This is a genomic window from Bacillus shivajii (genome assembly GCF_020519665.1).
In the GTDB taxonomy this organism is placed as follows: Bacteria; Bacillota; Bacilli; order Bacillales; family Salisediminibacteriaceae; genus Bacillus_CA; species Bacillus_CA shivajii.
In genome coordinates, this window is sequence record NZ_CP084703.1 from 1,219,032 (window position 1) to 1,232,001 (window position 12,970).

Sequence of the window (12,970 nt, forward strand, 5' to 3'; positions counted from 1 at the left end):
GCCTTCATCGATTTACTCTTCTTTTTGGTTTTTCTGTGCTACATAAGGTGCATCCTCTTTATAAAACTCCTGAGCTTGTTCGATTTGTCGTTTTCCAAATGTGACGTGATCTTGACCACCCGCCAGTCCTTCGTTTGTCATACGGTCAATATCCATCATCACTTCATCTCTTCCTTCATAATTTGACTCTTTTTTATCCATGTAATGATCCCTCCTTAAAATTAGATTGGTTCAATATTTAAGGAAATATCCATTCCATGGATGATTAGTTGTTACTTGTTGTGAGCCTTTAATGGTCTTCATAAACGTGATAGAGCATTAAGTCGTGAACACAAGACTCAATAAACTCCTTATCTTCACGTAATATTTCACCTGGTTGCTTCCATTGAATTGACCCATCTTTAAAATAATGGCCGACGAAACGGTTTTGTTTATAAAAGAAAGAGAACTGCCACTCTTGATTAACCATATTATTTTTTATCTCTTTATACTGAAAGTGTGTAAGCACGAAGCAACCCCCTTTAACGAAATGATAAAAATGAATCCTCATTCATTTTATCATACAAAAAGAGGACCAAAAAGAAAAGAAACAAGCTTTAAAATATATTTCAGATAGGTTTAAGTGTCACCAAATAATTCCAGGTGCCAGGCACCTGGAATTATTTGGGGTTTAAAGGGTGGGAAATTATTTTTCGTTAGTGGTGGATAGTAGCATGTAGGCTAAGGAGCGAATGCATTTTTCTTGAATATGTTCTTCATCAAATACCATTGGTTTACTGTTTACGTCGAAGATCCAAGGGTGATTGCTTTCATCAACGCCTAAGTCAAATGAAAATTCATTCACGTTTCCGAACCGTTGTTGCAGTAGCTTTCCAATGGATCTACCAATTTCTTTAATCTTTTTTTCAGGTGGTATAAACGGGACATCATTAACTGAAACGAGTTTTCCTCCTTTAGGGACGTGCGTTGTTAACCCATCCTTTTTTGCTACTCGAGGAGCAAATCCAATGAGACTCCATTTGTTTTTTACGAAATGCATTAAGATACGGAAGTCATAACGAAATTCATCAACCTGTTTTAATGGAATACCTTCTTGTAATATTAACTGCCTTTTCTTAAATAACGGAGTTAAGAGATACATGATTTTTTTGAAGCTTAAGTCATGAAATGTTTTACGCTGCGAAACGAGTGTATAACAATCGTCACGGTGTTTTGTCACTTTCCAAATACCATTACCTTGAGACCCATGAACATCTTTAATGAAAACTTCAGAATACTTATCTAAAAAGTGCTTAAATGCGATTACATTCGTAACCGGGACCGTATTAGGGAAATGAACTGCTGTATAACGGTTTTTCTGTAAAAGTTGTGCAACATTTTCTTTTCTAAAAAAGCATGAATTAAAAAAAGGGATATTTTCTTCTTCTAAAAACTTTAAATAAGATTGTACTTGCTTATTTTTCTCAAGTTCACGATAAGGGTAACGATTATAAACGACAGAAGGTTTAGGGCATGTTGTTTTTAACCAGGTTGAGGTATCAGGTTGCCATTTATAAGCAATAAGTTCACGGTTTTGCATTGAAAACGGAAAAACATACCCTTCAGCATTCCTGTCTTTTAATTGTGTTATAAGCTTCTTGTAAAATTGTTCATCTCCTATAAATGGCTTTCCGTGCTTTGAACTAGTTAATATCACTACGTTTTTCACAGTAAGCTCCTTTTTTAGATAATTCGAGAATGGTCATAAAAACGAACTCTTTGTACGCCTTTTCTTTATTGAACAGACATTTTATTTATTGGTTTACGATATATTCAGGCATTCCGATTTGCGAATCAATTGATTTTGTGTGTAAATAAATTGCATATTCCATTGGTAATCGTCTCGTAAGTTGATCGTCATACCTTAATTTCGGGTGAGAAAAAATCGTTCTACCTGGTTTCGAGTTCGCTTCGAACATCCATATCTTTTCATTTTTGTCTATACCAAGATCAAAGCCGATTTCCCCTACATTTCCTTCAACCGCCTCGTCAATGCATTCACTAAGCAACAAGGCAGCTTCTTTTAACTCATTTAATAACGTTTTATTTAATTGTAAGTCTTCCCAAATCTCAGCTACTGACTTTACTTGACCACCACTCTTTACATGTGTGGTCACACTGCCTGGACCAGCAACTTTCGCTGCGAGTGCACTTAACGTCCATTTTCCGTTGATATCTTTGTTTGTATGGACACGAAAATCGATCGGTTTATTTTGATACGCCAATAATGATATGCCTTCTTGAACGACAAAATGTTCAAATCCACCCTTAAATTGAGTTTTCAATAACCTATCGATTGAACTATATCGGCGCAGACGGTTTTTTTCATGGTCACGGAACCTGCAATAATAAAAGCCTTCATCAGGTTTAAATACGATTTGGTGAATGCCCATTCCTAAACTACCATTTTTCGGTTTCATATAAATGTGGTGGCAATTTTCTATAAACTCACGAATATCTTTCTTCTTAGGATATGCAAGTGTTTTCGCTAAAAAGGGGGTTGCTTTTTCATTCAGTGATAGCTTTTCATGGATTTCCCATTTGTCAAAAAAACCAGGGTTAAACATCGGAATGTTGTATTCCTCTTTTAAACGCTTAGAAACTGCACGGTATTCTGAAAGCCTTTCAGTTTTTCGGTTTGGTAGCCGGTCATAAATCACATTTGGCAGTGGAACACGGACTGTTTGCCAGCCTTTTTCTGTGAAAATACACCCTTCGGTTATACCTTCTTCCCAATGAATATGATGCACACCAAAAATGACTGCAATAGCCCCTGATAACTGTGCTGCTTTGGCATATTTAGCAAAAAGGAAAGACCTTTCGCCAACAGGGCGGAGGTTACTTCCTGTAAAACCTGCTGTAAAAATTCCGATAATCGGTCCAAGGTATAATCTGTTATCCTCATCAAAAATGATCGTTAAACAGGTTCGTTGTTTAGGTAACAGTAGAAAATCAGAGACACTCTTTGAAACGACAAGTTGTTTATCTTTCAAGGTTTCATCGTAATGAATGGTACATGGTATTTCTCTGGATCCAAAAACAACATGTTGAAAAGTTCCTTCCTCGATTTCCCATAATTCTCTATATGCACTAGAAATCGTTAAGACGTCCCCTTTTTCTTTTTGATCAACAATGATGCTTTCAAATCTACCTGGCTGTGACATGATGTATTCACTCCTTTAGGAATATCGAGCGGTGATCTTCGTTCCTTTTCTTATCGTTTTCAATTACTCTTAAAGGACCTTCACATATATAATGTTTTTTAACTTCTGTTGAGAGCTGCAATACGGTTTGATAACCTGGCTTTGAGTTGACTTCTAAAATCCATATATCACCATTTTCATCGATTCCTATATCAATGCCGATTTCAAAGACGGTACCGTGGTGTTTATTTATTTGTTTAGGGAGTTCTTTTTTGATGTATGATAATGTGTTTTTAATCTGAACAGCTTCGGACTTTCTAAATGGTATGGACTTTCGTACTGTTCCACCAGATTGCAAATTTGAGGTGAAAGTGCCTTTTTTACCGAAACGGTACCCCATTCCAATGAAATGCCATTGGTTACTCTGTCTTTTTTGCATAACAACACGTAAATCAAATGGGGTGTTATTTCTTGTTAACGATAAAAATGGTTGGATGAGGTACGGTTCGTGAGATATTTTCTTTACGACATCTTGAAATACATCTTCTAGAGAACCTTCATAAAATTGAGAAAATGTATGATCTCCGCTTTGGATAAGCGTCCGATCTCCCTCAGAAGTGATCTTGAAAAAACCTTGTCCTCCAGATCCAAAAATAGGCTTTATTGCAACGGATTTGTATTTTTTTACATAAGAAAGAAAGCTTTTGTTCGTTAGCAAGTCGGTTGGTGGTAAGTAATTGGAGAGATGGTCATTTTCAGCTAACCATTCATAAACTTTCCATTTGTTCGGAAAACCTTCACCTAAAAATACCGCGTTTTTTTTCATTCGTTGTAATTGAATGTGACACCTTTGTTTTAACTGCTTATTCGCTGGATAAAAGCATCTGTCATAAATATATTGCGGAAGTTCAAACGTTGCTTTTTCCCACTTGTTTGTTTCAATGTTATAACGTAATCCTCGAATAGAATTCTTTATGTGGTTCCAATGAAAGGGTGTAAATTGATAAACGCAGATTCCTTTAGATGCACAAATTCGGGCTACTTCATCAATGTATTCTGATTCTTTACTTAATGTGTATTGTAAAATTCCTAACGTCTTCACACGAAAACCTCCGTTATTGAACGTTTGTGATTATACAAAGCTTGATAAAGATGAGGCATAGTTTAATATATATCGAATAGATGGGAGAGGGCTGTCATCCACTTGTAAAAGCTCTCCCTTTGTCGGTTTTATATTAACTTCTAAAATATAGATGTGACCTTGTTGATCAACCATAAAGTCGAATCCTAGCTCGCCGTAATGACCTAATGTCACAATATCAAACGAACTGGCAGCGTGGATAGCAAGTTCATGTAAGAACCGTTCCATATGTTGTGCATGATCTTTTTTGAAATTGTCTTGAAGGACATCAAGGACTTTTAGTTGCGTACCACCTTGTGACAAGTTTGTAACGATATTTTTTTCACTGCCGATACGAGCAATAGCAGAGCAACATTTCCATTCACCAACATGGTCTTTCATACATAGTACGCGGAAATCTACAAAAGCATTATTGTACTTTATACTTTTTATTCGAGGTTGAGCGATATATTGTCTCTTAGATAACTTATACTTCAAATATTCATAAACTTGTTTGTCGGTTTCGAAAAATTTTGTTTGTTTATCTTGGGAAAGCGGGAACTGTAAACAATAGGTTGATTCTTCTTTCGACATTGACATAATCCCGTTTCCTTCTTTGCCCCAGGACGGTTTTAAGTAAAAATTATCATATTTATCAAACAGAGAAAAAAAGTCATCTTTAGATTTAATTTTTGTTGTTTCAGGTAAAAATGGGGCGAGTGTAGGCTCCTTCAGAAATAATGTGTATGCTTCCCACTTGTTTATAAAACGTTCATTAAAGTAAGGTATATTGTGTTCATTAAGTTTTTTAAAGAAATTGGTTGCTTTTTGAGTGTTCTCTTGGTCACGTCTTCCGATCCGGTTATATATGACATGTGGAAGTAACAATTTGCATTGAATCCATTGCTCTCCGTCAAACCGGTAACCATTAACTTTTTGTTCATGTATGTCTTGAAATGGAAAAACGAAAAATGGTAAATACAAGTCATATGCTTTTTTAGCCATTGCGGTTGCATAGGACGTAATTGTGCCAAATATTTGCTCATTGGTAGGGAAGCCTTCACCAATCACCATCCCGATTGAGGGTCCGAAATGGAACACTTTTGCTTCTTGATCGTAAAAACATTGAATGGGTTGTTCTAATGGCAATTGTAATTTTTCAGCGAGTTGTTCAGAAAGGAGAATTGTATGGTCGACCATTTTATCGGAAATAGAGATCGTACATTCACTACTATGAAAATGATAAGATACATTCATCTTTTGCTTTAGTCGTAAGTTCCAAATCGATGCAGCCTTTTGAGGGATCATGATTTCGTATTCATTTAGTGTGTTTGAGCAGTCGATGAGACGTATATAAAATGGATAACTAAACATTGCAATCCCTCGCGATTCAATTTTAAATATTGTTTCAATAATAAATTAGGTAGGTGCGGATAACGTATTTTATGTAAGGAAAGTATGAATTGTGCAAATGCCTCGCTAAAAGGTGGTAGTTATGACATTACAAATCGTTTGGTTTTTTAGTTTGATTTTGATTGGTGCACTTATCGGTGGTGGAACAAATGTACTAGCGATACGGATGATCTTCAGGCCATACAAGCCGTTATATATTGGTTCATACCGTCTCCCGTTCACACCAGGTTTAGTACCAAAGCGAAGAAATGAAATTGCAAAACAGCTAGGAAAGATGGTTGAGCATCATCTAGTAACTCCAGAGGGAATTGAAAGTAAATTGCTCGAAGGAACATTAGAAAAAGAAGTGGAAAACAAAATACTTACTTCAATAAAATCAGTAACAGAAGATGAAAGAACGTTAAATGAGTGGCTTTCACCTTATACCGGAGACCGTTGGTCAACAACATCAGTAACGGAATCTTATGAACGTCTGATAAAGAACAAACTAATGATGCTTGTTGAAAAATATGAACATGAACCATTAAAAACAGTTATACCTAAAGATTGGCAGATGAAGGTTGAAGAACAATTGCCGGTTTTATCTGATCGGATTTTAATGCAAGCAGAGAAGTTCTTAGATTCTAAAGAGGGAGAAGCGACATTAAATAAGATGCTTGATCGCTTTTTTGAAACGAAAGGAAGCTTCGGGGGCATGTTAGGTAAAGTAGCATCTCGCTTTTCAGCTACTGAACGGTTATCTAACGAACTAAAAAAGATGGTTCGTGATGAAAATACGCAACTTGTTGTCAATCGGTTAATAAAAAATGAGTATGAAAAATTATTAAGTTACAAAATGATGGAAATGATGAATAAGGATGTAATAGAAGAAAATATAGATGAACTTGTGACGATGATTATTCATGAAACACCAGTAGTCAATGAGTGGGAGCGCCCGTTAAATGAATGGTCATATAAATATCAAGAAGTTGTCTCAAAGTCTCTTGTTCCGAAAGTGATGGAGTCAGTAAGTTTTATAGCACAAAAATATGTCCGCCAACTTATCACTCAGCTCGGAATTAGTGATATTGTCGAAAAACAAGTAAACCATTTTCCACTAAAGAAACTAGAAGACATGCTGTTAATGATAGCAAAAAAGGAATTAAAGATGATTGCTGTCTTAGGAGCAATTATTGGTGGGCTCATTGGTTTCATTCAAGGGACACTCATTTTCTTTCTATTATGAATCTTTGTTATAACGTGAATTCCAATTATAATCATGTTATAGTCGAATGGAGAACTGTTCGTGCTTATGGAATGTACAAATGTACAATGATCCAAAATCGCTTCGATAGTGCGGATAATACTAAGGAGGAATTTTTCTATTATGGCAAATCCATACGATAAGGCACAAGAGCTTGCGAGTGTCTTAAAAGAAAGCGAAGAATTTACAACATTAAGAGACCTTCATAACGAAGTAAACAATGATGAAGTTGCAAAACGTATGTTAGATAACTTCCGTCAAGTTCAAATTGAACTTCAACAAAAGCAAATGCAAGGCGCTCAAATTACAGAAGAAGAAATTCAAGAAGCTCAAAAGCAATTTGAAGTTGTTCAACAGCACGAAACAATTTCAAAGCTTATGGAGCAAGAGCAACGCATGAGCCAGCTAGTTGGAGAACTTAATAAAGTCGTAACATCTCCTTTAGAAGAGCTTTACGGTGTTGACGAGCAGCAAGAACAATAATTAGATAAAATATGAAGCAGCTACCATTGATGGTGGCTGTTTTTTTCTTAGTTAGTTGAGGAAGGTAATCAATCGAGGTGAAGGGTGACGTCACTTAGCAGAAAGTTGCGAGGAAGGTAATTAATCCTAATATTCCTTCAAAAAGATGAATAGGTTAATTGGATACGCTGAAGTAGAGGTAGCTTTTCTATATATCAGTTTCATAAACAACGATAGCTATTACATAAATAATTAGCAATTACATGAGTCTAACTCTAGTTTTTATAGGCTGTTTACGTAAACAGTGATGCTTTTTTAACGCTTGGAATAACAGAGGCAAAGAAGACACCGTGATAGCGAACGAAGAGAAGCTAGAGCGGATGTCGCGCTTGTGCTTAGAGGTGCAAAGAAGACACCGTGATAGCGAACGAAGAGGAGCTAGAGCGGATGTCGCGCTTGTGCCTAGAGGTGAAAGCGTCGGCCTCAGAGTATCCAAACATTATTGACTCCACAATAAAACAACAATCTATTAGAAAACAGCCTTTTTATAAAACAGTGATTAAAATGGGCCAAGTTTTTTTCTTCAGTTCTAATCACCATCAAAGGGACATATATGTATTACCAACGCACTAAGGAATTTTGAAGGGGGAAGGCAGCTATGGCATACCGCTTATTAGCGTTGGACATCGATGGAACCCTATTGAAGTCGAATCATCGACTAGGGAAAGAAACAAAGGAAGCAATTGAGTTTGTAAAGAGTAAGGGTGTTTATGTAACATTAGCAACTGGCAGAGCTTTTCCGTCTGCAAAAAAAGTGGCAAAATCATTGAAAATTGATGATAACTATTTAATTACTCATGATGGAGCATTTGTAGCTGACGACTCTGAAAACCCGATTTTTGAACGTAGAATTGAATCGAGCAAAGTGTATCAAATCGTTGATATATTAGAAAATTACCATTGTCATATCCGTTTGTTACACGAAAAATACGCAGTAGGAAATAAAGTTCATCATAAGAGCCAGCTGATTGCTCGGATGAATGTAGGTATGGGGGATCCATTATTTTACCCAGTAAATTTTGTTGACTCACCTAGCCACCATTTAATCGATCAGCCTTTAACTGTACCAAAAATACGAGCACACTTTTGGAATGAAGTAGAACAGCAAGATGCAATGGAGGAGCTAGAAGAAGCTGTTCCTGACATTCGACTTACTTCTTCTGAACATGGAAGTTTAGATATCACTGATGCTTCTGTTTCAAAAGCTAGAGGGTTACAAGTACTAGGAAAAAAACTTGGTATTCCTTTAAAAGAAATGGTAGCGATCGGATCTTATGATAATGATGCAGAGATGGTTGCTCAAGCAGGCTTAGGTGTCGTAATGGGGCAATCTTCAAAGGAATTAAAATCGATGGCAAATTGGATTACAAGATCCAATGATCAAAACGGGGTTGCGTATATGGTAAGAGAAGTATTTAGAAAACAGTTTCATCCTAAAGTATTCAAATAAAAAGACGTAAGGGCTTGCGAGCTGCAGAAGCGTTCGTAGGCTCTTTTTTATGATTTTAAAATACAAAGGGAGTTTTCGAACGTAAGGGAGATCGCATTTTTGTCTAGAGGTTTTTTCATAGGATCTACATGAGAATGTATTTTTTCAAACAATGGTTTAATGAAAATAGGTGTTGACAGGATTGAGCAAGGTCCACGAGACTCCAGTGTGAATAGCAAAGCCCGTTGATCCAACATGACGATAGTCATTTTTAGCTGAGGCATTGCCCACGGCAAAGAAGACACCGTGAATGCAATCGAAGTGAAGCATAAACGGATGTCGCACTTGTGCCATGAGGTGCAAAGAAGACACCGTGAATGCAATCGAAGTGAAGCATAAACGGATGTCGCACTTGTGCCTTGAGGTGAAAGCGAGTGGGCGAAAGCGAATGCATCATTATTAAATTATTTTACAGGGTGAGACAATTTCATAATTACGTTTTTTGCTCAATGAAACTATTGATATTATAAATTTTTTCATTAAATGTACGTTTTTTTTTTGGAAGTGAAGTTCACGCTCACTATTCGGGATTTCCCATCTTATTTTGAGTTATGAAATTGATTCAGGGTACATGGGAAATACTTTTTAATCAACAAATCCAAAAGTTACGGACAAATCCAAATAGTCACGGACAAATCCAAAAAGTCACGATAATCCAAAAAGTCACGATAATCCAAAAAATGAATACTCACTCATCATCAGATTCAAGCTATAATGACAATATAAGGGAGGGTCAATGAAATGAGTGAGGAACGTTTGCGAGAAAAGTTTGAACGAGCTTTACAAGTACATAACGATGGAACAGGTCAGCAATTTTTATATTCATTATTAGATTTTAATATTGAATATCTTGAAGAGGAAGAAAAGGTTCGTATTACAGCCCCCGTTGATGAGGTTAAGTTTAACCCTGTTGGGTTTCTTCATGGTGGGATCATTACATACATTGCTGATACAGCAATGGGACATTTATGTGCAGCCTTTGGAAGCCCTAGTGTTTCTCTTGAGTTAAAAACACAATTTTTCCGCACTGCAAATGATGGAGAGATCATTGCAGTTGCATCATTCATAAAAAAGGGAAAGACGGTACAATTCGTAGAATGCGATTTACATGATGATAAAAACCGTCATTTAGCAAAAGTTACAGCAACATTCTATCAACTTGAAGGGTAAAAAAGATAAATAGCTGTAACCGGCTACCGACTGCAAAAGAATAATGGCACTCTAACTACCGTATTTTTCAGTAAATGTTGTATATAAAAGTAAACTGGCTTCGACAGCTTTAAGGTAGCCAGTTTTTTTATTTTACTTGTTTAGGATAGATCCCTATAACTTTAATATTTCATTTACGGTTCCTCTTTATTTGAGCTGTTTTTTATCAAGCTTACCTAAAGGAGAATAGGGCATTTTGTCAACAAACTCAATTTCCTTTGGTAATTGGAATCTAGCAACACTTGGGCGTAACCACTCACGAAGTTCTTCTTCTGTAAGATCAACATTTTCTACCAGAAGTACAAATGCTTTTAACCTTTGACCAAAGTGTTCATCATTAACTCCTATAATAGCAACATCCTCAATTAAGGAGTGCTTCATTAATTCTTGCTCCACTTCGATCGGATAAACATTTTCGCCACCTGAAATCACCATATCATCCGTTCGTCCACATAAGAAATAATAACCGTTTTCATCTCGGTAGCCTAAATCACCTGTTTTGATCCAAGTCTTATTTCGGTTTGCTATTGACCAATCATTTCTCACGCAAAGTTGTCCTACTTTTCCATTCTCTACCTCATACATATCATCATCTAAGACTTTTATTTGAAGCCCATTTATTTTTTTACCTATTGTAGTAGGAGCAATCGTTAAATCTTCTGGTGTAGCAATAAAATTTAAACCAGCTTCTGAAGTCCCGTACAAATTGTACAGAACATTCCCTAATTCACCACATGAACGTTCAATAAGCTTTACAGGAAGCCTTGCACCACCAGATGCAATGCAGGATAGGGTCTTTAAGTCTTGTGGATTGGTTTGTAGCATTTTCTGAAGTATCACAGGAACAACTGTAACCATTTCAATATGGTGATTACGTATCAATCTGCAAGCTTTTTTTGCATCAAACACGCTGCTAATCACAGCTTTTTTTCCCAATGGTATAAATAAAAGCAAGACAGCAATACCGTATCCGTGATAAATAGGAGTAGCAATATAGGCAGTTTTATAATTTAATATCTTTAATCGCTGAATAAATGCGATAAATGGATTTAAATAGTTAAATAATGAAGGTTTATGTGCGGCTTCCTTAGAAACACCGGTCGTACCACTTGTTTGCAGAACAAGTTTACTTGAAGAACTTCTTTTTAAAGATTGTTTTTCATTGGTATTTGAGCGTTGGAGATGGTTTATAGAGGGCAACTTATCATGATAGGTAAAAAGACTCGCATTTGTATAATCAGACTGTTCGACCAAACCATTCAGTTCACGATCATAAATGAGAAGATCGAATCGATGGCGATGGACTAAATGATTAAACTGGCTCTTACTCATTTCAGCATTTATTAAATAGACATCTGCTCCTAATCTTGAAACAGCAAAAATAGCTTTTACTAGTGCTGCGTGGTTTTTGCACAAAAAACCAACCTTATGTCCGCTTTGAAGGTGATATTTTTCCTTCATAAAGAAAGCAAGCTTTTTAGATTCATTAAATAGCTGCCTATAAGTAATAGTTTCATTATCGTCAACTAAGGCAATATGATTGCCATATTTCATTTTAGCAAAATGCAATAGTGTCATTAAATTGATGCCATTTTTAAAAATAGCTACAATTAATCGATACAAACTTATTGGAGAAAGTAACTGAATCTTATACAAGACATACATTAACTTAAATATCTTCATCATTACTTACCTCCTTTAATTAAAAAATAGCCAAGATTTCTAACAAAAATGGAAGCTGCTTGACCGAAAATAAGCCACCATGGCTGGTATTTCTTCTGTTTCGTGTACATGGATTTGCAGATGATTTTGGCCACATGGTTTGGTGACATGGCTGGCACATCTTGGTATGCATCAGTTGGTTTAATCATAGGTGTTTTTACTAATGGTAAATATATGGTTGTTGTTGTTATATCTTTATCTTTTAACTCAGGAGAAACAGATCTAAGCCAAACATCAAAAGCAGATTTCGATGCTTGATAAGCAGCGAAATAAGGAACAGGTGATAGCAAGGCATTTACTGTCGATATGTTGATTATTTGCCCATGGTTTTTATTAAGAATAGGGATAAGAGATATCAGTATATGTACTGGTGCAAAATAATTGATTGCCATCGTTCGTGTGAAATCATGATAACGATCTAAAGATTCAAAGATGGATCTTCTAATTGAAAGTCCTGCATTACTTACTACGATGTCTAAGCCATTTGGAAGTTCATGAAGAAATGTTAGAAGATGTTCCCTCTCATCTTCATTTCTAAGATCAGCTTGAAAAATACTAATTTTGGCAGATTTGGTTGCTAATTTGCTTCTTATCTTTGAAAGCTTTTCTCCTCTTCTCGCAACTAAGATTAAATGGCAACGAATGTTGGCTAACTGATAGGTTAATTGCTCACCTATTCCAGAACTCGCACCAGTGATAAGGATAGACTTTCCAGCAATGTGGTGTTTTAGTTTCTTCTTATTCAAGTAAGTAGGTAAAAATAAACATGACTCTACAAAACGATAACTTTGCATATGTACACCTATTTCACTAATAAAATTCGTTCACAATAATATATTGAAATGATAGCTTGTTAGCTTGTTAGAAATTGACATTAAAATGTGAAGTGAATTTCTCAATTAAATTATATTTTTCTGCAGTTTGAATCAATTTCATAACTCAAAATAAGATGCGAATTTCCGAATGATGAGCGTGAACTTCACTTCAGACAGGCGCTTTCCCGAGGGCTTGTCTTCAGCTAACTTAGGCTCGACAGCTCTTCGCCTAAGTGGATCTTCAGCTCGTTGCTC

12 protein-coding genes are annotated in these 12,970 nt (G+C 36.0%); 4 read left to right on the forward strand and 8 right to left on the reverse strand.

Going from position 1 to position 12,970, the window contains the following annotated elements; translation table 11 throughout:
- Positions 1 to 12: 12 nt before the first annotated feature.
- The 6 genes from LGQ02_RS05885 to LGQ02_RS05910 form a co-directional block, all read right to left on the reverse strand.
- Entirely contained in the window at positions 13 to 201 is a 189-nt protein-coding gene (locus tag LGQ02_RS05885; protein WP_226517278.1) for a hypothetical protein, read from the reverse strand.
- 88 nt (positions 202 to 289) lie between these two features.
- Positions 290 to 508, reverse strand: a complete 219-nt coding sequence (locus LGQ02_RS05890) for a DUF5342 family protein (RefSeq protein WP_226517279.1) — start codon at positions 506 to 508, stop codon at positions 290 to 292.
- A 177-nt stretch (positions 509 to 685) separates the two neighbouring features.
- The gene (locus LGQ02_RS05895; protein WP_226517280.1) at positions 686 to 1,708 is read right to left on the reverse strand and encodes a YheC/YheD family endospore coat-associated protein; all 1,023 of its coding nucleotides are present in this window, start codon (positions 1,706 to 1,708) and stop codon (positions 686 to 688) included.
- A gap of 85 nt (positions 1,709 to 1,793) precedes the next feature.
- A complete protein-coding gene (locus LGQ02_RS05900; protein WP_226517281.1) occupies positions 1,794 to 3,203 on the reverse strand; it encodes a YheC/YheD family endospore coat-associated protein in 1,410 nt (469 codons plus the stop codon).
- Positions 3,204 to 3,210: 7 nt separating this feature from the next.
- Positions 3,211 to 4,284, reverse strand: a complete 1,074-nt coding sequence (locus tag LGQ02_RS05905; RefSeq protein WP_226517282.1) for a YheC/YheD family endospore coat-associated protein — start codon at positions 4,282 to 4,284, stop codon at positions 3,211 to 3,213.
- A gap of 30 nt (positions 4,285 to 4,314) precedes the next feature.
- Positions 4,315 to 5,676, reverse strand: a complete 1,362-nt coding sequence (locus tag LGQ02_RS05910; protein WP_226517283.1) for a YheC/YheD family endospore coat-associated protein — start codon at positions 5,674 to 5,676, stop codon at positions 4,315 to 4,317.
- A gap of 121 nt (positions 5,677 to 5,797) precedes the next feature.
- Between LGQ02_RS05910 and LGQ02_RS05915 the strand changes: the two genes are divergently transcribed.
- From LGQ02_RS05915 to LGQ02_RS05930, 4 genes are all read left to right on the forward strand, one after another.
- Positions 5,798 to 6,940: a DUF445 domain-containing protein gene (locus LGQ02_RS05915; protein ID WP_226517284.1), complete on the forward strand. Its 1,143-nt coding sequence runs from the start codon at positions 5,798 to 5,800 to the stop codon at positions 6,938 to 6,940.
- Positions 6,941 to 7,078: 138 nt separating this feature from the next.
- On the forward strand, positions 7,079 to 7,441 hold the full coding sequence (locus tag LGQ02_RS05920) for a YlbF/YmcA family competence regulator (protein ID WP_226518233.1): 363 nt from the start codon (positions 7,079 to 7,081) through the stop codon (positions 7,439 to 7,441).
- A gap of 637 nt (positions 7,442 to 8,078) precedes the next feature.
- The gene (locus LGQ02_RS05925) at positions 8,079 to 8,930 is read left to right on the forward strand and encodes an HAD family hydrolase (protein WP_226517285.1); all 852 of its coding nucleotides are present in this window, start codon (positions 8,079 to 8,081) and stop codon (positions 8,928 to 8,930) included.
- Positions 8,931 to 9,710: 780 nt separating this feature from the next.
- Positions 9,711 to 10,139 (forward strand): PaaI family thioesterase, encoded by a 429-nt coding sequence (locus tag LGQ02_RS05930; RefSeq protein WP_226517286.1) that lies wholly within the window; start codon positions 9,711 to 9,713, stop codon positions 10,137 to 10,139.
- A gap of 186 nt (positions 10,140 to 10,325) precedes the next feature.
- Here LGQ02_RS05930 and LGQ02_RS05935 read toward each other — a convergent pair whose 3' ends face one another.
- Both LGQ02_RS05935 and LGQ02_RS05940 read right to left on the reverse strand, forming a co-directional pair.
- On the reverse strand, positions 10,326 to 11,864 hold the full coding sequence (locus LGQ02_RS05935; protein WP_226517287.1) for an AMP-binding protein: 1,539 nt from the start codon (positions 11,862 to 11,864) through the stop codon (positions 10,326 to 10,328).
- On the reverse strand, positions 11,864 to 12,694 hold the full coding sequence (locus LGQ02_RS05940) for an SDR family NAD(P)-dependent oxidoreductase (RefSeq protein WP_226517288.1): 831 nt from the start codon (positions 12,692 to 12,694) through the stop codon (positions 11,864 to 11,866). Before LGQ02_RS05940 ends, LGQ02_RS05935 begins: the two co-directional genes overlap by 1 nt.
- Positions 12,695 to 12,970 lie beyond the last annotated feature (276 nt).